Origin of the sequence: Pseudomonas sp. S06B 330 (genome assembly GCF_002845275.2) — a bacterium.
Lineage (GTDB): Bacteria > Pseudomonadota > Gammaproteobacteria > Pseudomonadales > Pseudomonadaceae > Aquipseudomonas.
This window is the reverse complement of sequence record NZ_CP088149.1, coordinates 5,539,132-5,561,794: the sequence shown is the minus strand read 5'-3', so window position 1 is coordinate 5,561,794 and position 22,663 is coordinate 5,539,132. Positions and strand designations below refer to the sequence as shown.

Sequence of the window (22,663 nt, the reverse complement as noted above, 5' to 3'; positions counted from 1 at the left end):
GCATGAGCGATCCGCGCAAACTGGCACGGCGTGCACGCATGCTGCGCTGGATGCTGAACCTCTATCCGCCGTACCTCGGCGCGGGCATCCGCGTGCAAAGCATCAGCCCCGACCTGCGCCAGGTGAAGGTGCGCATGGGCCTGCACTGGTTCAATCGCAATTATGTCCATACCCAGTTCGGCGGCAGCCTGTATTCGATGGTCGATCCGTTCTACATGCTGATGCTGATGGAACTGCTAGGCCGCGAGTACATCGTCTGGGACAAAGCTGCCAGTATCGACTTCATTGCACCGGGCAAAGGCCCTGTGTTTGCCGACTTGCGCATTAATGACGCGCTGCTCGCCGAGATTCGCGAGCACACCGCAGGCGGCAAGAAATATCTGCCACGACTTCAGGTCGATATCCGCGACGCTGCCGGTGAGCTGGTGGCGCAGGTCGACAAAACCCTTTACGTGCGGCTAAAGCCGCAAGCGAGACAGGCTTAAGGCATGGAAATGCGCGCAGATCTGTTGATTGTCGGTGCCGGTATGGTCGGCAGCGCCCTGGCCCTGGCTTTGCAGCACAGTGGCCTGGAAATTCTTCTGCTCGACGGTAGTCCGCTGTCGATCAAACCCTTTGATGAGCAGTCCGCCTTCGAGCCACGGGTCAGCGCCCTGTCGATGGCCAGCCAACGCATTCTCGAACGCCTGGGTGCCTGGCCGGGGATTGAACAGCGACGTATCAGCCCTTACTCGGACATGCGTGTCTGGGACGGTAGCGGCACCGGCCAGATCCATTTCTCGGCGGCCAGCGTGCATGCCGAGGTGTTGGGACACATTGTCGAGAACCGGGTGGTTCAGGATGGTCTGCTGGAGCGCCTGCATGACAGTGAAATTGGTCTGTTGGCCAATGCCCGTCTGGAGCAGATGCGCCGTTCCGGTGACGAGTGGCTGCTGACCCTTGCCGATGGCCGCACCTTGCGTGCGCCACTGGTCATTGCCGCTGATGGCGCGAATTCTGCTGTGCGGCGTCTGACAGGGTGTGAGACGCGTGAGTGGGATTACCTTCACCACGCCATTGTCACCAGCGTGCGGTGCGCTCAGCCGCATCAGGCGACCGCCTGGCAACGTTTTACTGACGATGGACCGCTGGCGTTCCTGCCATTGCTTCGCGATGGCCAGCAAGATTGGTGTTCGATCGTCTGGTCGACAACACCAGAACAGTCCGAACGCCTGATGAAGCTGGACGACGCGGATTTCTGTGCGCAACTCGAGCGCGCCTTTGAAGGCCGCTTAGGGGCTGTGCTTGAGGCCGATCCACGGCTTTGTGTGCCGCTGCGCCAGCGGCATGCCAAGCGCTATGTGGCCGAAGGCCTGGCGCTGATCGGTGACGCCGCGCACACCATTCATCCGTTGGCGGGGCAGGGCGTCAACCTCGGCTTTCTCGATGCAGCGGTACTGGCCGAAGAACTGCTGCATGCCTACGAGCGCGGTGAGCGCTTGGCTGATGTGCGTGTGTTGAGCCGTTTTGAGCGGCGGCGCATGCCGCACAACCTGGCGCTGATGGCGGCGATGGAAGGTTTCGAGCGCTTGTTCCAGGCCGACCCGCTGCCGTTGCGCTGGTTGCGCAACAGTGGCCTGAAATGGGTTGAGCAATTGCCCGAAGCCAAGGCTGTGTTTGTCCGTCAGGCGTTGGGCTTGAGCGGTGATTTGCCGGCACTGGCCCGGACCTGATGCCGCTGTAACATCTGGTAACTCCTCCCCGGTGAGTTCGGTTGAGAAGGCAAATGGGATTAACTACCATTTGCGCCTCTATTTGAACTCCGAGGACTGCACCATGTTGCCACGCAAGCACGTATTGGCCGCCCTGGCTCTGACCCTGTTGGGCGGCACTGCCCAGGCGGCGGACGAGGTGGTGGTGTATTCCTCGCGCATCGACGAGCTGATCAAGCCGGTGTTCGACGCCTACACCAAAGAGACCGGGGTCAAGATCAAGTTCATCACCGACAAGGAAGCGCCGCTGATGCAGCGCATCAAGGCCGAGGGGCAGAACGCCACCGCCGACCTGTTGCTCACGGTCGATGCCGGTAACCTCTGGCAGGCTGAGCAAATGGGCATCCTCCAGCCGATTAAGTCTGAGGTGATCGACAAAAATATTCCTGCTCAGTACCGCGCTTCGTCCCATGACTGGACTGGCCTCAGCCTGCGTGCGCGGACCATCGCCTACTCCACCGATCGGGTCAAACCTGAAGAGCTGAGCACCTACGAAGCCCTGGCTGACAAGAACTGGGAAGGCCGCCTGTGCCTGCGCACGGCGAAAAAGGTCTACAACCAGTCGCTGACCGCGACCCTGATCGAAACCCACGGCGAGAAGAAAACCGAGGAAATCATCAAGGGCTGGGTCAACAACCTGTCCACTGACGTGTTCTCCGATGACACCGCCTTGCTGCAAGCCATCAACGCGGGTCAGTGCGACGTCGGTATCGTCAACACCTACTACTATGGTCGCCTGCACAAGGAAGACCCGAAGCTGGCGGTCAAGCTGTTCTGGCCAAACCAGGCCGATCGCGGTGTGCACGTCAACCTGTCGGGTATTGGCCTGACCAAGTATGCGCCACACCCTGAGGCCGCGAAGAAGCTGGTCGAGTGGATGACCGGTCCAGAGGCGCAGAAGATTTTCGCTGGTGTAAACCAGGAATTCCCGGCTAACCCAAGCGTGGCACCGTCGGAAGAAGTGGCGGCCTGGGGCAAGTTCAAGGCTGACAGTATCCCGGTTGAAATCGCCGGTAAGCGTCAGGCTGAGGCAATTCGTCTGATGGATCGGGCTGGCTGGAACTAAGCGCAAGGCTTTATCCTTGCGGGGCCCTGAAGGGCCCCAATCGCTGGCAATGTCAGCTCCCACTTTGACAGCATCCTGTGGGAGCTGGCCTTGCCAGCGATCGACCGCAACGCGGTCGCAATCTTCCCCACAGAGATTTTCTTTTGGCTCACCCCGCCCAACGCCGCTGGTATCCCCTGGTTTTCACCATCGCCGCTCTGGTCCTGCTGCCGCTGAGTGTGTTGCTGCTGTCCTGGCAGTCACTCGACACGCAGATATGGTCGCACCTGCTCGATACCCAGATGAGCCGCTTGTTGGGCAATACCTTGACCTTGATTGTCGGTGTCGGAGTGGGCGTCACTGTACTGGGCGTGAGCCTGGCCTGGCTCACCAGTCTGTGCGAGTTCCCCGGGCGGCGCTGGCTGGACTGGGCATTGATGCTGCCATTTGCCATTCCCGCCTACGTGCTGGCATTTGTCTTTGTTGGCTTGCTGGACTTTGCCGGCCCTGTGCAAACCCTGCTGCGTGAAGCATTCGGGCCGATGCGCTTGCCGCGCGTGCGCTCCACGGGTGGGGTGATCATCGTTCTGGTGCTGGTGTTCTATCCCTATGTCTACCTGCTTGCCCGTACCGCCTTCCTGGCCCAGGGAAAAGGCCTGATGGAGGCGGCGAGAGTGCTGGGCCTTTCACCCCTGCAAGCCTTCTGGCGGGTGGCGCTACCGATGGCGCGCCCGGCCATCGGTGCCGGTATAGCGTTGGCGCTGATGGAGACCCTGGCCGATTTTGGCGCGGTGTCGGTGTTCAATTTCGACACCTTTACCACGGCAATCTACAAGACCTGGTATGGCTTCTTCAGCCTGTCGAGTGCTACCCAGTTGGCCAGCTTGCTGTTGCTGGTGGTAATGCTGGTGTTGTACGGCGAGCGCCGGGCCCGTGGCGCGGTGCGTAGCAGCAATGAGCGTCCACGAGGCAAGGCGTTGTACCACCTGCGGGGCATCAAGGCACTGGCGGCCAGCAGTTGGTGCCTATTGGTGTTTGCCTGCGCGTTTGTCATCCCGGTGCTGCAATTGCTGGTGTGGTTCTGGAAGCGCGGACGCTTTGATCTGGATGAGCGCTATACCAGTCTGATCCTGCATACCCTCTACCTAGGGGCTATGGCAGCACTGATCACCGTCGGTGTAGCCCTGATACTGGCGTTTGCCCGCAGGCAAGCGCCGACACCAGGCATTCGCGCCGGGGTCGGCCTGGCAAACCTGGGCTATGCCTTGCCAGGTTCGGTATTGGCAGTGTCGATCATGCTGGCCTTCAGTTACCTCGACAATCAGGTCGTGGTGCCACTGTCCAACTGGCTGGGAGGCGCCGGGAGGCCACTGTTGTTGGGCAGTTTGTATGCGTTGCTGCTGGCTTACTTGGTGCGCTTCATCGCTGTGGCCTATGGGCCGCTGGAAAATAGCCTGGGGCGAATTCGCCCGTCGTTACCGGAGGCTTCCCGTAGCCTCGGGGTCAGTGGTCCGAGATTGTTTTTCAAGGTGTATCTTCCGTTACTGGTGCCGGGTGCCTTGAGTGCTGCCTTGCTGGTGTTCGTCGACGTCCTCAAAGAGATGCCAGCCACCTTGCTGATGCGCCCGTTCGGTTGGGACACCCTGGCCGTCAGGGTGTTTGAGATGACCAGCGAAGGCGAGTGGGCACGGGCTTCGTTGCCTGCCTTGACGCTGATTCTGGTCGGCCTGTTGCCGGTCATCGGCCTGATACGACGTTCAGCTCGACACGTCGGTCAAACGCGCTGAGGGTGCCAGCCTTCAAGCTTGCAGCTACAATGCGCGGCATTCGCTGCGGTTGGTCCTACAGACCAGGTAGCTACAACGCTACCTACAGCCGTTAGCTTCGCCACGCCCGGAAGGAGAAACCCATGGGACAGCGTACGCCTCTGTATGACCTGCACCTGGCGCTAGGCGCCAAGATGGTCGATTTTGGCGGTTGGGACATGCCCCTGCATTACGGCTCCCAGGTCGAGGAGCACCATCAGGTGCGCCGTGACTGCGGGGTGTTCGATGTTTCCCACATGACCGTTATCGATGTTCATGGCGACCAGGCCAGTGTCTGGCTGCAGCGTTTGCTGGCCAATGACGTCAATCGTCTGGCTGAGTCGGGCAAAGCCTTGTACAGCACCATGCTGGACGAGCAGGGCCGGGTCATTGACGACATGATCGTCTACCGCTGCGATGAGGGTTATCGTTTGGTGGTTAACGCTTCGACCCGTGACAAGGACCTGAAGTGGCTGAACGACCACAAAGGCGCGTTCCAGGTCGAACTCACTGAGCGCCCGGAGCTGGCCATCCTGGCCATCCAGGGGCCTGAGGCGCGCAGCAAGGTCGCCGAGTTGGTAAGCGCTCCGCGAGCAACCCTGATCCGCGAACTCAAACCCTTCGAAGGCCGAGCCGAAGGTGATTGGTTTGTCGCCCGTACCGGCTATACCGGCGAAGACGGCCTGGAAATAATTTTACCCGCCCTGCAGGCGCCTGCCTTCTTCAACGACCTGGTCGGTGCCGGTATCGCTCCGAGCGGCCTTGGCGCCCGCGATACCTTGCGCCTTGAAGCGGGCATGAACCTGTATGGCCAGGACATCGACGAGGACCACACGCCGCTGACGTCGAACCTGGGCTGGAGCGTTGCCTGGGAGCCGGCTGAGCGCGAGTTCATCGGTCGCAACGGATTGCTGGCGGAAATCGAGCGGGGTGTCGAGCAGAAACTGGTCGGCCTGGTGCTGGAGGAGCGTGGCGTCCTGCGCGCTCACCAGGTCGTGCGCGTCGCCGGGATTGGCGAAGGGGAGATCACCAGTGGTAGTTTCTCTCCTACGCTGAGCAAATCGATTGCGCTGGCGCGGGTGCCGATGGCAACCGCCGATCGTGCCGAGGTGGAGATCCGCGGCAAGTGGTACCCGGTGCGGGTGGTCAAGCCGACCTTCGTGCGCCATGGCAAGATTCTGATCTGAACCTATTTTTGGCGGGCTGACCGCTTACCCTATCGAGGACAACAAGATGAGCAATATCCCCGCCGACCTGCGTTTTGCCGAAAGCCACGAGTGGGCCAGGCTGGAAGCTGACGGTAGCGTAACTGTAGGTATCAGCGACCACGCCCAAGAAGCCCTGGGCGACGTAGTGTTCGTTGAGCTGACCGAGGTTGGTAAAGTCTTCGCTGCAGCCGATGCTGCTGGCGTGGTCGAGTCGGTCAAGGCTGCCTCGGACATCTACGCTCCGGTCAGCGGTGAAGTGATCGCGGTCAACGAAGCGCTGGCCGACAGCCCTGAGTCGCTGAACAGCGATCCGTATGGCAGCTGGATCTTCAAGCTCAAGCCAAGCAACACCGCCGAACTGGACAAGCTGCTTGACGCTGCCGGCTACAAAGCCGCCATCGGCGAATAGTTTTCACACAAAGCGGCAATCTCTTCCTAGACTCAATATGCCTCGGTTGGTCGGGGCTTGGTCTAGGAAGAGAGAGCCGCTATGTCCCAGTCGCCGTCCCTGAGCCAACTGCACGACCCCAATCCGTTCTTGCGTCGTCACTTGGGCCCCGATGCCTCGGAGCAGCAGGCCATGCTGCAGGCCCTGAGTTTGGGCAGTCGTGGTGAATTGATCGAACAGACCGTCCCGCCGGGCATCCGCCTGAACCGGCCACTGGACTTGCCTGCCGCCTTGGACGAACAGGCTGCTCTGAGCAAGCTCAGGGGTTATGCCGAACAGAACCAAGTCTGGACCAGTCTGATCGGCATGGGCTACCACGGCACGATCACACCGGCCGTCATCCTGCGTAACGTTCTGGAAAACCCGGGCTGGTACACCGCCTACACGCCTTATCAGCCGGAAATTGCCCAGGGCCGCCTGGAAGCCTTGCTCAACTTCCAGCAGATGATCATCGACCTCACCGGGTTGGACCTGGCCAACGCCTCATTGCTCGATGAAGCCACGGCGGCGGCCGAAGCCATGGCCCTGGCCAAGCGCATGGCGAAGTCGAAAAGCAATGTGTTCTTTGCCGATGAGCACAGCCATCCACAAACGCTTTCGGTGCTGCAGACCCGCGCCGAAGGCTTTGGCTTCGAGTTGGTTATCGATGCTGTGGATAACCTGGCCAACTACCAGGTGTTCGGCGCTTTGTTGCAGTACCCCGATACCCATGGTGAGATTCGCGACCTGCGTCCGGTGATCGAGCAGTTGCATAAGCAGCATGCCCTGGCCTGTGTGGCCGCCGACCTGCTCAGTCTGCTGATGCTGACCCCGCCAGGTGAGCAGGGGGCTGATGTGGTCTTGGGGTCGTCCCAGCGATTTGGCGTGCCGATGGGTTACGGCGGCCCGCATGCTGCCTTCTTTGCCTGCCGCGATGAATTCAAACGGGCCATGCCCGGACGTATCATTGGCGTGTCTAAGGATGCTCGCGGCAACGTGGCGCTACGCATGGCTCTGCAAACCCGCGAACAACATATCCGCCGCGAGAAAGCCAACTCCAACATCTGTACTGCACAGGTACTGCTGGCCAACATCGCTGCGTTCTATGCGGTTTACCACGGCCCGCAAGGCTTGCAGCAGATTGCTCAGCGGGTGCATGCGCTGACCTTCATTCTGGCTGCAGGCCTTGAAAGCAAAGGCATCAAGCGCCTCAATCAGCACTTCTTCGACACCCTGACGCTGGAGGTGGGTGGCAGCCAGACTGCAATAATCGAGAGCGCTGAGGCCGCGCAAATCAACTTACGCATACTCGGCCGGGGCCAGTTGGGCGTCAGCCTCGACGAAACCTGTGACGAAAGCACGGTACTGCGCTTGTTCGATATTTTCCTTGGTGCCGATCATGGCCTGGATATCGCCAGCCTCGATGCTCAGGCCCTGCCCGAAGGCATTCCGGCAGGTTTGGTGCGGCGTTCGGCCTTCCTCACTCATCCGGTGTTCAACCTGCACCACAGTGAAACCGAGATGCTGCGCTACCTCAAACAGCTGGAGAACAAGGACCTGGCGCTCAACCAGTCGATGATTCCCTTGGGCTCCTGCACTATGAAGCTCAACGCTACGAGCGAGATGATCCCGATCACCTGGCCAGGGTTTGCCTTGTTGCATCCTTTTGCTCCTGCGGCGCAAGTGCAGGGTTACAAGGCAATGATCGATGAGCTGGAAGCCTGGCTGTGCGCGATCACCGGCTTTGATGCAGTCTGTATGCAGCCCAACTCCGGCGCCCAGGGTGAATACGCCGGGTTGATGGCGATTGCCAAGTATCACCGCAGCCGTCATCAGAGCCAGCGGGATATTTGTCTGATTCCTTCGTCGGCTCACGGCACCAACCCAGCGTCGGCGCAGATGGCCGGCATGCAGGTGGTGATCGTCGAGTGTGATGAAGCGGGTAACGTTGATCTGACCGACCTCAAGGCCAAGGCTCAGGCCGCCGGAGAACGTCTGTCATGCTTGATGGCGACCTACCCATCGACCCATGGGGTGTATGAAGAAGGCATTAGTGAGATCTGCGAGGTTATCCACAAACAGGGCGGTCAGGTATACATGGATGGTGCCAACCTCAATGCCCAGGTCGGCCTGACCCGGCCCGCTGATATTGGCGCCGATGTCTCGCACATGAACCTGCACAAGACTTTCTGCATCCCTCATGGTGGTGGTGGGCCGGGCATGGGGCCGATTGGCGTGCGGGCCCACTTGGCGCCCTTCGTGGCCAGCCACCCGGTGGTCCCGGTGCCCGGGCCGGACCCACAGAACACCGCAGTCAGCGCCGCGCCGTGGGGGAGTGCGAGCATTTTACCAATCAGCTGGATGTATATCGCCATGATGGGCCCGCAGCTGGCCGATGCCAGCGAAGTGGCGATCCTCTCGGCCAACTACCTTGCTGAGCAGCTTGGCGGAGCCTTTCCGGTGCTGTACCGCGGGCGTAATGAGCGCGTGGCCCATGAGTGCATTCTTGATCTACGGCCGTTGAAAGCACTGACCGGGATAACCGAAGAGGATGTCGCCAAGCGTCTGATGGATTACGGTTTCCATGCGCCGACCATGTCGTTTCCGGTACCGGGGACGTTGATGGTCGAGCCGACCGAAAGTGAGTCAAAGGCCGAGCTGGATCGCTTTGTCGAGGCGATGCTCAGTATTCGTGCGGAGATTCGTGAAGTGCAGGACGGTAACTGGCCGGCAGAAGACAACCCGCTCAAGCATGCGCCGCATACCTTGGCGGATGTATTGGGTATCTGGGAGCGTCCGTACAGCATCGCTCAGGGCATTGCGCCAAGTGAGCATGCGCGCCTGCACAAGTATTGGCCGGCGGTGAACCGAGTGGACAATGTGTTTGGGGACCGGAACCTGTTCTGTGCCTGTGTGCCGGTGGAGGATTATCGGTAGATGGGGCTGTGTTGTGCAGGACGACTGTGGGAGTCAGCCTTGCTGGCAAGACCAGCTCCCACAGGGTTCGACCGTTATTCGCTCGCTACCGCATTCTTGGCCAGAATCGCGTTAGCCAGGTCCATGTCGCTCACTTCAAGCTCTGGGTTATCAGCCCGCACTTTGTGCATCGCGGCTTCCAGGTATGGCCCACGGATTGCGCCTTGGCTGGCAACAAAGCTGCTGGCATCGTCCTGAGTGGCAACGACCAGCTTGTGATCCTTGGACGTCAGATACGTCGAAGCAGTGGTCGCGCCGGAGGAAATGACATTGCGCCAGAACGTATCGGCCATGGCCGAACCGATTGGCAGGGAGAGCAGGGCAAGGGTCGCGACTGCAAATTTGAGACGCATCGAGGGGTGACTCCAACTGATTAACTGGCAGCTTGGAGTGGTTTGCCTGCGTCTAGTTCCCTGGTGCGACCCTGAGCACTTCCGCCGTTGTGGTCAGTCCAGTCGCTACCTTTTGTGCACCGCTCTGCTGCAAGCTTTTCAGGCCTGCCTCGACGGCTTGCTGACGGAGTAATGCCAGGTCTGTATCGGCGCGGATCAGGCCAATCAGTCGTTCGTTCATACACAGTAATTCATGGATACCGGTGCGCCCGTGATAGCCGGTCTGCCTGCACCCGTTGCAGCCTGTAGCCTGGTAGCCCGCGTCGCCCTTGGCGGCTGGCGCCTTGCAGGCACTGCAGAGCGTTCGTACCAAGCGCTGGGCCATGACCCCGATCAGTCCAGCCTTGATCAAGTGTGGCGCAACGCCTAATTCAAGCAAGCGGTTGATGGCGCTGCAGGCATCGTTACTGTGCAGGGTAGAGAGCACAAGGTGGCCGGTCAGCGCCGCCTGGAAGGCCACCTGGGCGGTCTCCAGGTCGCGAATTTCACCGATCATGATGATGTCTGGGTCCTGGCGTAGCAGGGCGCGGGCGCCTTCGGCAAAGCCCAGGTCTATCGCCGTGTGCACCTGCAACTGATTGAAGCCGGGTTCGACCATTTCAATTGGGTCTTCGACCGTGCACAAGTTGACCTCAGGTGTGGCCAGGTACTTGAGTGTGGCGTACAGGGTACTGGTCTTGCCGGAGCCGGTGGGCCCGGTAACCAGGATCAGGCCGTGGCGCTGTCCAATCAGCCCCTGCCAACGCTTCAGGTCGTCGCCGTCCAGGCCAAGTTGGGCGAAATTCTGCTGCAGAAGGAGAGGGTCGAAGATACGCAGTACCAGCTTCTCACCAAAGGTGGTGGGCAGGGTCGACAAGCGCAGTTCGACTTCGTTGCCATCCTGCAGGCGGGTCTTGATCCGCCCGTCCTGAGGGCGACGCTTTTCCACCACATTCATGCCCCCGAGGGTTTTCAGGCGGCTGATGATGGCCAGGGTGACCTCTGCCGGGAACTGATAGACCGGGTGCAGCACCCCGTCGATGCGAAAGCGCATATGGCCCTGGTCTCGCCGGGGCTCCAGATGGATGTCACTGGCGCGTTGATCGATCGCGTATTGCAGCAGCCAATCGACGATGGTGACGATATGGGCTTCATCGTCACTACGCTGCTGGCCGTTTGCGCCGAGATCAAGCAGTTGTTCGAGGTTGCCACCTGAAGAGGATGTTGATGGCTGACGACTGGCTCCGGTGACCGAACGGGCCAGGTGAAAGAAGGTCTGGCTGAACTGGCGAATTTGCACAGGGCTGGCCAGCACATGCTTGATCGGTCGTCGCAACACCCGCGTCAGATCGCTTTCCCATGCTCTGACATAGGGTTCGGCACTGGCCACAGTGATGCTTTGGCTATCAGCGGCTATCGCCAGTATGCCGTGACGTTGAGCGAAGGCTGCGGACATCAGTTCGGTGGTGGCGGCAAGATCAAGCTGCAGTGGATCGATATGCAGATAGGGCAGTCCGGCGTGTTGAGCCAGCCACTGGCCTAGGGTTTCAAGGTTCAGGCGCTGGCCGGGTTGGCGTGGGTCAGGCAGGCTTTGGCGGGCGATATGTTCGAGGGGATGGACGTCGGCGCCCAGACCTTGAGCGCTTAGCGCCTGAGCGGCATCCTGGGTGATGAGTTGCGCGTTGAGTAAATCAGTCAGGAGATCGTCCAGGCTCAGCCTGCGATCCTGTGTACTGACAGACATGTGGCGTCCTTGCCTTGCTGCCTGAAGGGGTGGCAATCACAAGCGTAGTTGACTGTGGGCAAATGCAAGGCCGATATGCGTTTCCAGGCATTGCCAAGTTCAGTCTGTACGCCGGACAAGCTGCAGCCTGACTTCATCGACACAGATCAAGTTGCGCATTTTTTGTGCAATCAATTCGGCGCGGTGCCAGCTCAGGCCGGCAATCTCGATCTCGACGTTGAGTACATCGTCCAGTTGGTTCATCAGTACTTTATGGGGGGTGAGAAATTGCAGCGCGAACAGGTTCAGTAGGCGGCACAGGCTATCGGGTTCAGCTTCGACCTGCAGGTGGTAGTGCACGCAGCTATGGGCGCTGCCAGCGGCCCAGACGTCGTCACGCAGTGGAGTAACAGGGCTGTCGAAGCGTTCAAGTGCGCTCATGGAATTCTCCGGGTTAAGTGTGAGAAATTTTCACATGCGCAGGCGGGTATTTTTTCTCTATGATCAGCGAATGTGGCGAATCTTCGAATTGATCAATTCGCATCAGTACACAATAGGGGAATTATTATGCAAAGCGAACTGGACGCCTACGACCGCCGCATCCTGGCCTTGTTACAGGAAGATGCGTCGCTTTCCAGTGCGCAGATTGCCGAGCGCGTAGGGCTTTCCCAGTCACCGTGCTGGCGACGGATTCAGCGTCTGAAGGAAGAGGGGGTGATTCGCGGTCAGGTGACCTTGCTCGACCGCAAGAAGATTGGCCTGAACACGCAGATTTTCGCCGAGGTCAAACTCAATGCTCACGGGCGCTCCAACTTCACCGAGTTCACCGAAGCGATTCGCGGTTTCCCAGAGGTGCTGGAGTGTTATGTGCTGATGGGCGCAGTGGACTTTTTACTGCGCATTGTCACCCCGGACATCGAAGCGTACGAACGTTTCTTCTTCGAAAAGCTGTCGATGGTGCCGGGGATCCAGGAGGTCAACTCGATCGTGGCCTTGTCCGAAATCAAGTCCACGACGAGTTTGCCGGTGCTGCGCTAGGCTTTACTTGCGCAGCAGGTGCTTCCAGCCACGGCTCTGGAACACAGCCATGGCTTGGTCGGCACGAGCTTCAAGGACCTCAGTGCGAACCTCTGCTTCCACTTCGTCGCTGATCGGCAGGTTGGCCAGTTCGTGCAGCTTGTTCAGCTCACCGAACAGGCGGTCCAGATCCGGGCTCTCCAGCACCTGACGGGCATGGTGCAGCCAGGCCAGCAGGCGCTCGATACGTGGCAGCTGTTCGGCCAGGTCTTCCGGCTGGCGATGGTACAGCGGCAGTTGCAGGTCTTTGGCTTCATCGGCCAGCAGCACGTTCAGCCAGTTGGCCAGTTGTGCGGCACCTTGGCGATCGCCGCGCTTGTTGCGCTCAACCGTCCAGCCACGGGCCAGCAGCCAGCGTGAGGTTTCCAGGGAGAATTGCCCCCAACGGGTGTCCAGCAGCTCTTCGGCGAACTGCTCGGGCGCGGCGCGGCGGACATCTTCGTCGTCGTTGCCGGCCAGCACCAGCGGGCGCCAGTCTTCCAGCAGGGCGTCGAGGCTGGCCCGCAGCGCACGGGTGGTTGCACGCGGTGCAGCCTGGCCTAGGCTGCTGGCCATGGCGCGCAGTTCAGCCAGGGATTCGACCCAGTCCTGCAGCAGGCGCCAGTGGCCATTGAAGCGGTACTGTTCGGCCAGACGCTGGCTGGCGCCGAGCAACTGCCAGGCCAGCGCGGCGAAGGCGTCGTCCAGCGACATTTCAGCGCTCAGTTCGGCAGCTGGCAGGCTCAGCGCGTAGCTGCTCGGGTCGAGCAGGCGATAACCGCGCTCGGCCTTGCTGATGTCGCAGGGGAACAGTGGCAGACTCGCGGCCAGCTCGGCGGCCAACTCCAGTAACGCTTCTGGCTCGCCTTCGCGCAGCTCAAGCTCTAGCTCGCAGATCTCTTCCTTCTGCTTGCCAGCGACCACAGTGCCCAGGTCCAGGGCGGCTTCAATTACAACTTTTGCCTTGCCACGGCCCCAGGCGATTTCCGCGTATTCGCGAGTGAAATCGGTGGTGAACAACGCTTTGATGGCCTTCTTGTCCACCTCGGCGAGTTCGGCTGGCCAGCATTCGTCGTCGAGCTTCTTCAGGTCCAGTTTGGCCTTGGGCAGTTGCCACTCGTGCTCGTTGCGCTGGGACAAGCCCGCGACGCTTTGGCCGCGGGTCTTGAGGGTCTGGATGACCACTTCGCCGTCGCGGCGCAGGCGCAGTGCGACCTTGGCGGCGGCCAGGTCACGCTCCGGGGTGTCGAAGTACTGGTTCAGCAGTTCGCGCTGCTGCCAGCCAGACTTGTTGCGCTTCTTCAGCAATGGGTGTTCGCGCAGGGCGGCGAGGGTCTCGCGGCTGACCCGCAGTTTGATTTCGGTTTCTTTGTGCATTGCTGGGTAATCCAGGCTCGTATGACAGGGAGCGTCTTGGCCGTGCAGTGTACAGGACTCGGCCGCCGACGGTTTATTCCAGGTGCCCGATGGCCCTATGATGGGTTTCGCACTGAGGAGAACGCGCATGCCCTTGCCATCGCTCAAAGACCAGTTCGCCGCGCTGATTGCCGCGCCTTCGGTCAGTTGCACCCAAGCTGCGCTGGACCAATCCAACCGTGCGGTGATCGACCTGCTGGCGGGTTGGCTGGGCGACCTGGGTTTTGCCTGCGATATCCAGCAGGTAACGCCGGGCAAATTCAATCTGCTGGCCAGTTACGGCACGGGCCCCGGTGGGCTGGTGCTGGCCGGTCACAGTGACACGGTGCCCTATGATCCTGGCTTGTGGCAGACCGATCCACTCAAGTTGACCGAAGTCGACGGGCGCTGGGTTGGCCTGGGCAGTTGCGACATGAAAGGCTTCTTCGCCTTGATCATTGAGTCGGTGCAGCCGTTGCTGGCGCATGACTTCAAGCAGCCGCTCTTGATTCTTGCCACCTGTGATGAAGAAAGCTCGATGTCTGGCGCCCGGGCCTTGGCCGAGGCAGGGCGCCCGCTGGGCCGGGCGGCAGTGATCGGCGAGCCCACCGGGCTCAAACCGGTCCGCCTGCACAAAGGCGTGATGATGGACCGTATCGACATTCTTGGTCGCAGCGGCCATTCGTCGGACCCGAGTCTTGGCCACAGCGCGCTGGAAGCCATGCACCAGGTGATGGGCGAATTGATGAAGCTGCGTCAGCAATGGCAAAAAGAGTTCAACAACGCCCAGTTCAGCGTGCCGCAACCCACCCTGAACTTCGGCTGCATCCATGGCGGTGACAATCCCAACCGGATCTGTGGCCAGTGCGCCCTGGAGTTTGACCTGCGGCCGTTGCCGGGGATGGACCCAGAGGCGCTGCGTGCTGCCATCCGGCAGAAACTTGCACCACTGGCCGAGCAACACCAGGTGAAGATCGACTACGCTCCCCTGTTTCCTGAGGTACCGCCCTTTGAGCAGGCTGCGGACGCTGAACTGGTGCGGCTAGCCGAACGTCTAACCGGTCATCGCGCCGAAGCGGTAGCCTTTGGCACCGAAGCGCCTTATCTTCAGCGCCTGGGCTGCGAAACCCTGGTGCTTGGCCCAGGCGACATTGCCTGTGCTCACCAGCCAGGTGAATACCTTGAAATGTCACGCTTGCAGCCTACTGTGCGTCTATTGCGTGAGTTGATCGAACATTATTGCCTGAGCCCGGTAATTGCCCGCTGAGTTCAGCCGTTTTCCCAAAGGAGATTGCGCGTGACGCCAAGCCTGTTCCGACGATAACCCTTCGAGCGCTGTGTGCTTTCCCGTTCTTGTCCCATTTTCTACAGGCTCTGTGGTTATGCCCGATTACGTCAACTGGCTGCGTCATGCTTCGCCTTACATCAATGCTCACCGGGACTGCACCTTTGTGGTCATGCTGCCCGGTGACGGGGTCGAGCACCCCAACTTCGGCAATATCGTCCACGACCTGGTCCTGCTGCACAGCCTCGGCGTTCGCCTGGTGCTGGTGCATGGTTCACGTCCGCAGATCGAAACCCGTCTGGCCAATCGTGGCCTGACCCCGCACTACCACCGCGGCATGCGCATCACCGATGCGGCCACCCTGGAGTGTGTCATTGATGCCGTGGGCCACCTGCGTATCGCCATCGAGGCGCGGCTGTCGATGGACATGGCCGCTTCGCCGATGCAGGGTTCGCGCCTGCGCGTGGCGGCCGGCAACCTGGTCACTGCGCGGCCGATCGGTGTGCTTGAAGGTGTCGACTATCACCACACTGGTGAAGTGCGTCGGGTGGATCGCAAAGGCATCAACCGCCTGCTCGATGAGCGCTCGATAGTCTTGCTGTCGCCGCTGGGCTACTCGCCTACCGGTGAGATTTTCAACTTGGCCTGCGAAGACGTCGCGACCCGCGCCGCCATCGAACTGGGTGCTGACAAGTTGTTGCTGTTCGGTGCCGAGCGCGGCTTGCTCGATGAGCAGGGCCGGCTGGTGCGTGAGTTGCGTCCGCAACAGGTACCTGCGCATTTGCAACGCTTGGGCAATGACTATCAGGGCGAGTTGCTTGATGCCGCTGCTGAGGCTTGCCGTGGTGGCGTTGCACGCAGCCATATCGTCAGTTATGCCGAGGACGGCGCCTTGCTTACCGAACTGTTTACCCGTGATGGTGGCGGTACCCTGGTGGCCCAGGAGCAGTTCGAGAAGGTGCGTGAAGCGGCGATCGAAGACGTCGGTGGTTTGCTTGATCTGATCAGCCCGCTGGAAGAGCAGGGCATTCTGGTGCGTCGTTCGCGTGAAGTGCTGGAACGTGAGATCGAGCAGTTCAGTGTGGTCGAGCGCGAAGGGATGATCATCGCCTGTGCGGCGCTGTATCCAATTGCCGACTCCGAGGCCGGGGAGCTGGCGTGTCTGGCTGTAAATCCCGAGTATCGCCATGGTGGCCGCGGTGATGAGCTGCTTGAGCGCATCGAGACGCGGGCGCGGGAGATGGGGCTCAATACCCTCTTTGTGCTGACGACCCGAACTGCTCACTGGTTTCGGGAGCGAGGCTTCGTGCCGAGCGGTGTCGAGCGACTGCCTGCGGCGCGGGCTTCGTTGTATAACTATCAGCGCAATTCGAAGATTTTCGAGAAGGCTTTGTAGTTTTTGGGGCTGCTTTGTAGCCCATCGCCGGCAAAGCCAGCTCCCACAGGGCTCGGTGTACTCCATCCCTTGTGGGGGCTGGCTTTGCCAGCGATGAGGCACTTGAAAGGCATAAAAAAACGCCGTCGAGCCTAGGAACGACGGCGTTTTTTATTCCAGCACCCAACCGCGTTTACACGGTATGCAGGTACCAGTTGTACTCAAGGTCGGAGATGGAGTGTTCGAACTCCTCCAGCTCACTTTCCTTACAGGCCACGAAGATATCGATGTATTTCGGATCGATGTACTTGGCCAGGATCTCGCTGTCGTCCAACTCACGCAGGGCATCTCGCAAGTTGTTCGGCAGGCTCTGCTCGTTCTGCTCGTAGGAGTTGCCTTCGGTCGGTGCGCCTGGCTCGACCTTGTTGGTCAAACCATGGTGAACACCGGCCAGCACGGCGGCCATCAGCAGGTACGGGTTGGCATCGGCACCGGCAACGCGGTGTTCGATGCGCACGGCGTCTGGGGAGCCGGTCGGTACGCGCAGGGCGACGGTCCGGTTGTCCAGGCCCCAGCTTGGCGAATTCGGCACGTAGAACTGAGCACCGAAACGGCGATACGAGTTGACGTTCGGGCACAGGAACGCCATCGACGCCGGTAGGGTCTCGAGCACACCGCCGATCGCGTGACGCAGTGCGGCGTTCTGCTCGGGATCCTCGCTGGTGAAGATGTTCTTGCCATCTTTGTCCAGCACCGAGATATGGACGTGCAGACCATTACCCGCCTGACCCGGATAGGGCTTGGCCATGAAGGTGGTGTCCATCTCATGGTCGTAGGCGATGTTCTTGATCAGGCGCTTGAGCAGTACCGCGTAGTCGCAGGCCTTCATCGGGTCGGCAACGTGGTGCAGGTTGACTTCAAACTGCGCCGGGGCGCTTTCCTTGACGATAGCGTCGGCAGGGATGCCCTGCTCCTTGGCGCCTTCGAGGATGTCCTGCAGGCAGTCGACGTACTCGTCCAGGTCATCGATCAGGTAAACCTGGGTCGACATCGGACGTTTGCCGGAAATCGGCGAGCGTGGCGGTTGTGGACGGCCGTTCACGTTCTCCTGGTCGATCAGGTAGAACTCCAGCTCGAAGGCGGCGCAGATGGTCAGACCCATCTCGTCGAACTTGCTCACTACCTGGCGCAGCACTTCGCGCGGGTCGGCAAAGAACGGCTCGCCTTCGAGTTCGTGCATGGTCATCAGCAACTGGGCGGTAGGGCGCTTCTGCCACGGCTCGTTGGACAGGGTATCGGGGATTGGATAGCAAATACGGTCGGCATCGCCGATGTCCAGGCCCAGACCGGTGCTTTCGACCGTCGAACCGTTGATATCCAATGCGAAGAGGGAGGCCGGCAGGTTGATGCCTTTCTCGTAAACCTTGTGGAGGCTGGTGCGCTCGATGCGCTTGCCACGCACCACACCATTCATATCTGCAATCAGAAGGTCAACGTAGAGAACCTCAGGATGTTCCTTAAGGAACGCGTTCGCTTCGTTAAGCTGAACGGCACGCGGGGGTACCGACATGATGCAACACCTTTGTTGTTAAAAATATCAATCAATGGGGGCTTGCAGCTCCAGTCAATCGGAAAGCCCTACCGAAGTCAAGCCAACCCCATGATGCCCTAAAACGGCCCTCAAGCGGCATTTTTGCTGCAATTGAGGGCGCAGACAATCACTGCTTTCGTACCATACGAGCGATTTTGAGCGGGCCGTGTTCTATTTTTTACGGGGGTGTTGTGTAAAAAAATGAACAAGGCTAAGCTCGGTGGCAACCCATAACATCAATAATACCGGGGGTTATATGTCACGCCTGCCGACAACCGGCATCACCGCCTGCCGCTCGCAGATCGGTTTGCACGCAATTTGCGCGAGCGCTTATCGCGATGCGTCTGTACGCATTCACCCGGCTGAAATAATTGACGGCCCGGGCAGCCTGCCTGTTGTCGCTGCATCTTCGAATATCCTCTGCCTTCACTATAGCGGCCCTCGTCGCGGCTTGCCCCTGCGTGGCTTTTGCTTTAGCTCCGCGAGGCATCCAGAATGTCTGCGACGGCCCACTCCGGGTGTCCTGACGTCTGTCCAGACATTTACCTCCTGAGGTATTTATGAGTAACAACCTCGACCAGCTCACCGATTGGTTGAAAGAACACAAGATCACCGAAGTCGAGTGCTTGATCAGCGACCTCACCGGGATCACCCGTGGCAAGATTTCTCCAACCAACAAGTTCATTGCCGAAAAAGGCATGCGCTTGCCCGAGAGTGTCCTGCTGCAAACCGTTACCGGCGACTACGTCGATGACGACATCTATTACGAACTGCTGGACCCGGCCGACATCGACATGATCTGCCGCCCTGACGAGAACGCGGTGTTTCTCGTGCCTTGGGCCATCGAGCCGACCGCTCAGGTGATCCACGATACCTACGATAAGCAGGGCAACCCGGTTGAGCTGTCGCCGCGCAACGTGCTCAAGAAGGTGTTGAAACTCTATGCCGACAAGGGCTGGCAGCCGATCGTGGCGCCAGAAATGGAGTTCTACCTGACCAAGCGTTGCGAAGACCCTGACTTCCCGCTGCAACCGCCAATTGGCCGCTCTGGCCGTCCGGAAACTGGCCGCCAGTCATTCTCTATTGAAGCCGCCAACGAATTCGACCCGCTGTTCGAAGACGTCTACGACTGGTGCGAGTTGCAGAACCTGGACCTGGACACACTGATCCACGAAGACGGCACCGCGCAGATGGAAATCAACTTCCGTCACGGTAATGCCCTGGCGTTGGCCGACCAGATCCTGGTGTTCAAACGGACCATGCGTGAAGCGGCGCTCAAGCACAACGTCGCTGCCACCTTCATGGCCAAGCCGATGACTGGCGAGCCAGGCAGCGCCATGCACCTGCACCAGAGCATCATCGACGTGCACACCGGCAAGAACATCTTCTCGACTGAAGATGGGCGCATGAGCGAGCTGTTCCTCAGCCACGTCGGCGGTTTGCAGAAGTTCATCCCTGTGGTGTTGCCGCTGTTCGCGCCGAACGTCAACTCGTTCCGCCGCTTCCTGCCCGATACCTCGGCGCCAGTGAACGTTGAGTGGGGTGAAGAGAATCGTACTGTCGGTCTGCGCGTGCCGGATGCCGGCCCACAAAACCGTCGGGTCGAGAACCGTCTGCCAGGCGCCGATGCCAACCCGTACCTGGCGATCGCTGCCAGCTTGCTGTGTGGCTATATCGGCATGGTCGAAGGCATCAAACCAAGCGCACCGGTGCAGGGCCGTGGTTACGAACGACGCAATCTGCGTCTGCCGTTGACCATCGAAGACGCCCTGGAGCGCATGGAAAACTGCAAGGCGCTGGAGCCGTACCTGGGCAAGAAATTCATCACCGGTTACGTCGCCACCAAACGCGCCGAACATGAAAATTTCAAACGCGTAATCAGCTCCTGGGAACGTGAGTTCCTGCTGTTCGCCGTCTGATCAACCCGGAGCCGCAGGACCGCGGCCGTCAGAAAACGGAGAAGCACATGAGTGTCAACAACCCGCAAACCCGCGAGTGGCAAGACCTGAGCCGTGATCATCACCTGGCGCCTTTCAGTGACTATAAACAGCTGAAAGAGAAGGGGCCGCGCATCATCACCAAGGCTGAAGGCGTGCACTTGTGGGACAGCGAGGGCAACAAGATCCTCGATGGCATGGCTGGTCTGTGGTGTGTGGCGGTCGGTTACGGTCGGGAAGAGCTGGTTGAAGTTGCAGCCAAGCAGATGCGTGAGCTGCCGTACTACAACCTGTTCTTCCAGACCGCGCATCCACCTGCGCTGGAGTTGGCCAAGGCGGTTTCTGCCGTGGCTCCGGAAGGTATGACGCATGTGTTCTTTACCGGCTCCGGCTCTGAAGGTAATGACACCAACTTGCGTATGGTCCGCCACTACTGGGCGGTCAAGGGCAAGCCGCAAAAGCAGGTAATCATTGGCCGCATCAACGGTTATCACGGTTCTACCGTGGCCGGTGCCGCACTGGGTGGCATGAGCGGTATGCACGCGCAGAGCGGCACACTGCCAGGCATCGTGCATATCCCGCAGCCTTACTGGTTCGGTGAAGGCGGCGACATGACTCCGGACGAGTTCGGGGTGTGGGCGGCCGAACAACTGGAAAAGAAAATCCTCGAAGTCGGCGAAGATAACGTCGCTGCCTTTATCGCCGAGCCGATCCAGGGCGCAGGCGGCGTCATCATTCCGCCAGACACCTATTGGCCGAAGATCAAGGAGATCCTCGCCAAGTACGAGATTCTGTTTATCGCTGACGAAGTGATCTGTGGTTTCGGGCGTACCGGTGAATGGTTCGGCTCCGATTACTACGACCTCAAGCCTGACCTGATGACCATCGCCAAGGGCCTGACTTCCGGTTACATCCCAATGGGTGGTGTGATCGTACGTGACGAAGTGGCCAAGGTGGTCAGCGAGGGCGGTGACTTCAACCACGGCTTCACTTACTCCGGTCACCCGGTTGCGGCGGCCGTGGGCCTGGAAAACCTGCGAATTCTGCGCGACGAGAAAATCATCGAGCGGGTTCACGAAGAAACGGCACCGTATTTGCAGAAACGTCTGCGTGAGCTTAACGATCACCCGTTGGTGGGTGAAGTGCGTGGCCTGGGCATGCTCGGCGCCATTGAACTGGTCAAGGACAAGGCCACCCGGGCGCGTTACGAAGGCCAGGGCGCGGGCATGATCTGCCGCCAGTTCTGCTTCGACAACGGTTTGATCATGCGCGCGGTAGGCGACACCATGATCATTGCACCACCGTTGGTCATCAGCCGTGAAGAGATCGACGAGCTGGTGGAAAAGGCACGCAAATGCCTGGACTTGACGCTCGAAGCGCTGAAATAGCCAAGTGCTAGGCTAGCGTAATGGCATCATCAAGTTTCGAGGCGCGCTTTGGTTGAAAGAGCGCCTTGGAACTTGCCAGACTAGCGACTGTTTCAGTCGCCCTGCTTGCGCCGTAAAGAGCCGGCCACTGAACAGATGGCTAAATAAAAAATTCTGGAGCATTACGCATGAAGAAATTGGGCAAGACGTTGTTGGCTGTGTCCTTGATGGGCGCCATGGCCAGTGCTGTTCAGGCGGATGACAAAGTGCTGCACGTTTACAACTGGTCGGACTACATCGCACCAGACACCGTCGCCAAGTTCGAAAAGCAAACCGGCATCAAGGTCGTTTACGACGTCTTCGACAGTAACGAAACCCTGGAAGCCAAACTGCTGGCAGGCAAGTCGGGCTACGACGTGGTCGTGCCGTCCAACAACTTCCTGGCCAAGCAGATCAAGGCTGACGTTTACCAGAAGCTGGACAAATCCAAGCTGCCGAACTGGAAGAACCTCGATACCGACCTGCTCAAGGCCGTTGGCGATGCCAGCGACAAGGGCAACGAACACGCCTTCCCATACATGTGGGGCTCCATCGGCATCGGTTACAACCCTGAGAAGGTCAAGGCTGCACTGGGCGTCGACAAAATCGACTCCTGGGACGTGGTGTTCAAGCCGGAAAACATGGAAAAGCTGAAAAGCTGCGGCGTGAGCTTCCTCGATGCACCAACCGAAATGATCCCTGCAGCATTGCACTACTTGGGCTACCCAACCGACTCCACCGACAAGAAACAACTGGCCGAAGCGGAAGCCTTGTTCCTCAAGATCCGTCCTTCGATCGCCTACTTCCATTCGTCCAAGTACATCTCGGACATGGCCAACGGCAACATCTGCGTCGCCGTGGGTTATTCGGGTGACCTGGAACAATCCAAGGCGCGTGCTCACGAGGCTGGCGACAAGGTCAAAGTCGACTACATCATTCCGAAAGAAGGCGCTGGTACTTTCTACGACATGGTTGCCATTCCTAAGGATGCCGCCAACGTCGACGCCGCGTACAAGTTCATGGACTTCCTGATGCAGCCAGAAATCATGGCTGAAATTACTAATGCCGTGCGATTCCCGAACGGCAACCAGGCGGCCACCCCGCTGGTGGACAAAGAGATCTCCAGCGATCCGAGCATCTATCCGCCGGCTGATGTGAAAGCCAAGTTGTACGCGATCAGCGATTTGCCGGCTGCGGCCCAGCGAGTCCTGACCCGTAGCTGGACCAAGATCAAGTCGGGCAAGTAAGCCGGCTGTGTCCCTGGGTGCGGTGCAAATCACGCCCAGGGATGATTTAAGTACAAATTTTTTTT

18 protein-coding genes are annotated in these 22,663 nt (G+C 59.7%); 13 read left to right on the top strand and 5 right to left on the bottom strand.

Translation table 11 applies throughout. The features are described 5' to 3' along the window. Window positions 1-2 precede the first annotated feature (2 nt). The 7 genes from CX511_RS25005 (at window position 3) to gcvP (ending at window position 9,173) form a co-directional block, all read left to right on the top strand. On the top strand, window positions 3-485 hold the full coding sequence (locus CX511_RS25005) for a DUF4442 domain-containing protein (protein ID WP_045181559.1): 483 nt from the start codon (window positions 3-5) through the stop codon (window positions 483-485). Between the two features lie 9 nt (window positions 486-494). Further along, window positions 495-1,712 (top strand): 2-octaprenyl-3-methyl-6-methoxy-1,4-benzoquinol hydroxylase, encoded by a 1,218-nt coding sequence (locus CX511_RS25000; RefSeq protein WP_177327753.1) that lies wholly within the window; start codon window positions 495-497, stop codon window positions 1,710-1,712. Between the two features lie 103 nt (window positions 1,713-1,815). Beyond that, complete coding sequence (locus CX511_RS24995; protein ID WP_045181564.1) at window positions 1,816-2,817, top strand: extracellular solute-binding protein; 1,002 nt, start codon at window positions 1,816-1,818, stop codon at window positions 2,815-2,817. A 143-nt stretch (window positions 2,818-2,960) separates the two neighbouring features. Beyond that, window positions 2,961-4,583 carry an ABC transporter permease gene (locus CX511_RS24990; protein ID WP_045181567.1) on the top strand — a complete coding sequence of 541 codons (1,623 nt, stop codon included), beginning with the start codon at window positions 2,961-2,963 and terminating at the stop codon, window positions 4,581-4,583. A 122-nt stretch (window positions 4,584-4,705) separates the two neighbouring features. Next, window positions 4,706-5,788 (top strand): glycine cleavage system aminomethyltransferase GcvT, encoded by a 1,083-nt coding sequence (gene gcvT, locus CX511_RS24985; protein WP_045181570.1) that lies wholly within the window; start codon window positions 4,706-4,708, stop codon window positions 5,786-5,788. Between the two features lie 46 nt (window positions 5,789-5,834). Further along, complete coding sequence (gene gcvH / locus CX511_RS24980) at window positions 5,835-6,218, top strand: glycine cleavage system protein GcvH (RefSeq protein WP_045181573.1); 384 nt, start codon at window positions 5,835-5,837, stop codon at window positions 6,216-6,218. A gap of 81 nt (window positions 6,219-6,299) precedes the next feature. Further along, window positions 6,300-9,173 (top strand): aminomethyl-transferring glycine dehydrogenase, encoded by a 2,874-nt coding sequence (gene gcvP / locus CX511_RS24975; RefSeq protein WP_101293169.1) that lies wholly within the window; start codon window positions 6,300-6,302, stop codon window positions 9,171-9,173. Between the two features lie 74 nt (window positions 9,174-9,247). Here gcvP and CX511_RS24970 read toward each other — a convergent pair whose 3' ends face one another. The 3 genes from CX511_RS24970 to CX511_RS24960 form a co-directional block, all read right to left on the bottom strand. Further along, complete coding sequence (locus CX511_RS24970; RefSeq protein WP_045181579.1) at window positions 9,248-9,565, bottom strand: DUF2388 domain-containing protein; 318 nt, start codon at window positions 9,563-9,565, stop codon at window positions 9,248-9,250. Window positions 9,566-9,617: 52 nt separating this feature from the next. Then, window positions 9,618-11,327: a GspE/PulE family protein gene (locus CX511_RS24965; protein WP_101293168.1), complete on the bottom strand. Its 1,710-nt coding sequence runs from the start codon at window positions 11,325-11,327 to the stop codon at window positions 9,618-9,620. A gap of 99 nt (window positions 11,328-11,426) precedes the next feature. Continuing rightward, the gene (locus CX511_RS24960) at window positions 11,427-11,747 is read right to left on the bottom strand and encodes an ACT-like domain-containing protein (protein WP_045181586.1); all 321 of its coding nucleotides are present in this window, start codon (window positions 11,745-11,747) and stop codon (window positions 11,427-11,429) included. Window positions 11,748-11,873: 126 nt separating this feature from the next. On the opposite strand from CX511_RS24960, the gene CX511_RS24955 reads away from it, so the two are divergent. After that, window positions 11,874-12,344: an Lrp/AsnC family transcriptional regulator gene (locus CX511_RS24955; protein WP_038615673.1), complete on the top strand. Its 471-nt coding sequence runs from the start codon at window positions 11,874-11,876 to the stop codon at window positions 12,342-12,344. A gap of 3 nt (window positions 12,345-12,347) precedes the next feature. Here the strand turns inward: CX511_RS24955 and CX511_RS24950 are convergent, their stop codons facing one another. Next, window positions 12,348-13,739 carry a CYTH domain-containing protein gene (locus tag CX511_RS24950; RefSeq protein ID WP_045181591.1) on the bottom strand — a complete coding sequence of 464 codons (1,392 nt, stop codon included), beginning with the start codon at window positions 13,737-13,739 and terminating at the stop codon, window positions 12,348-12,350. Between the two features lie 127 nt (window positions 13,740-13,866). On the opposite strand from CX511_RS24950, the gene argE reads away from it, so the two are divergent. Next, a complete protein-coding gene (gene argE / locus CX511_RS24945; RefSeq protein ID WP_101293167.1) occupies window positions 13,867-15,024 on the top strand; it encodes an acetylornithine deacetylase in 1,158 nt (385 codons plus the stop codon). Between the two features lie 115 nt (window positions 15,025-15,139). Continuing rightward, complete coding sequence (argA, locus tag CX511_RS24940) at window positions 15,140-16,438, top strand: amino-acid N-acetyltransferase (protein ID WP_045181595.1); 1,299 nt, start codon at window positions 15,140-15,142, stop codon at window positions 16,436-16,438. A 172-nt stretch (window positions 16,439-16,610) separates the two neighbouring features. Here argA and CX511_RS24935 read toward each other — a convergent pair whose 3' ends face one another. Continuing rightward, complete coding sequence (locus CX511_RS24935; protein ID WP_045181598.1) at window positions 16,611-17,987, bottom strand: glutamine synthetase family protein; 1,377 nt, start codon at window positions 17,985-17,987, stop codon at window positions 16,611-16,613. A 581-nt stretch (window positions 17,988-18,568) separates the two neighbouring features. Here CX511_RS24935 and CX511_RS24930 point away from each other — a divergent pair. The 3 genes from CX511_RS24930 to CX511_RS24920 all read left to right on the top strand — a co-directional run bounded on the left by CX511_RS24930 (window position 18,569) and on the right by CX511_RS24920 (window position 22,598). Then, window positions 18,569-19,927, top strand: a complete 1,359-nt coding sequence (locus CX511_RS24930; RefSeq protein WP_045181601.1) for a glutamine synthetase family protein — start codon at window positions 18,569-18,571, stop codon at window positions 19,925-19,927. Window positions 19,928-19,974: 47 nt separating this feature from the next. Beyond that, a complete protein-coding gene (locus CX511_RS24925; protein WP_045181603.1) occupies window positions 19,975-21,333 on the top strand; it encodes an aspartate aminotransferase family protein in 1,359 nt (452 codons plus the stop codon). A gap of 167 nt (window positions 21,334-21,500) precedes the next feature. Then, complete coding sequence (locus CX511_RS24920; RefSeq protein ID WP_045181606.1) at window positions 21,501-22,598, top strand: polyamine ABC transporter substrate-binding protein; 1,098 nt, start codon at window positions 21,501-21,503, stop codon at window positions 22,596-22,598. The last annotated feature ends 65 nt before the right edge of the window (window positions 22,599-22,663 follow it).

Excerpts from the sequence above, each read along its gene's own strand:
- CX511_RS24930 (WP_045181601.1), top strand. The coding sequence starts at position 18,569 with ATGAGTAACAACCTCGACCAGCTCACCGATTGGTTGAAAGAACACAAG.
- CX511_RS24920 (WP_045181606.1), top strand. The coding sequence starts at position 21,501 with ATGAAGAAATTGGGCAAGACGTTGTTGGCTGTGTCCTTGATGGGCGCC.
- gcvH (WP_045181573.1), top strand. The coding sequence starts at position 5,835 with ATGAGCAATATCCCCGCCGACCTGCGTTTTGCCGAAAGCCACGAGTGG.
- CX511_RS25000 (WP_177327753.1), top strand. The coding sequence starts at position 495 with ATGCGCGCAGATCTGTTGATTGTCGGTGCCGGTATGGTCGGCAGCGCC.
- CX511_RS24970 (WP_045181579.1), bottom strand. The coding sequence starts at position 9,565 with ATGCGTCTCAAATTTGCAGTCGCGACCCTTGCCCTGCTCTCCCTGCCA.
- gcvT (WP_045181570.1), top strand. The coding sequence starts at position 4,706 with ATGGGACAGCGTACGCCTCTGTATGACCTGCACCTGGCGCTAGGCGCC.
- CX511_RS24960 (WP_045181586.1), bottom strand. The coding sequence starts at position 11,747 with ATGAGCGCACTTGAACGCTTCGACAGCCCTGTTACTCCACTGCGTGAC.
- gcvP (WP_101293169.1), top strand. The coding sequence starts at position 6,300 with ATGTCCCAGTCGCCGTCCCTGAGCCAACTGCACGACCCCAATCCGTTC.
- argE (WP_101293167.1), top strand. The coding sequence starts at position 13,867 with ATGCCCTTGCCATCGCTCAAAGACCAGTTCGCCGCGCTGATTGCCGCG.
- CX511_RS24950 (WP_045181591.1), bottom strand. The coding sequence starts at position 13,739 with ATGCACAAAGAAACCGAAATCAAACTGCGGGTCAGCCGCGAGACCCTC.
- CX511_RS24935 (WP_045181598.1), bottom strand. The coding sequence starts at position 17,987 with ATGTCGGTACCCCCGCGTGCCGTTCAGCTTAACGAAGCGAACGCGTTC.
- CX511_RS24925 (WP_045181603.1), top strand. The coding sequence starts at position 19,975 with ATGAGTGTCAACAACCCGCAAACCCGCGAGTGGCAAGACCTGAGCCGT.
- CX511_RS24955 (WP_038615673.1), top strand. The coding sequence starts at position 11,874 with ATGCAAAGCGAACTGGACGCCTACGACCGCCGCATCCTGGCCTTGTTA.
- argA (WP_045181595.1), top strand. The coding sequence starts at position 15,140 with ATGCCCGATTACGTCAACTGGCTGCGTCATGCTTCGCCTTACATCAAT.
- CX511_RS24965 (WP_101293168.1), bottom strand. The coding sequence starts at position 11,327 with ATGTCTGTCAGTACACAGGATCGCAGGCTGAGCCTGGACGATCTCCTG.
- CX511_RS25005 (WP_045181559.1), top strand. The coding sequence starts at position 3 with ATGAGCGATCCGCGCAAACTGGCACGGCGTGCACGCATGCTGCGCTGG.
- CX511_RS24995 (WP_045181564.1), top strand. The coding sequence starts at position 1,816 with ATGTTGCCACGCAAGCACGTATTGGCCGCCCTGGCTCTGACCCTGTTG.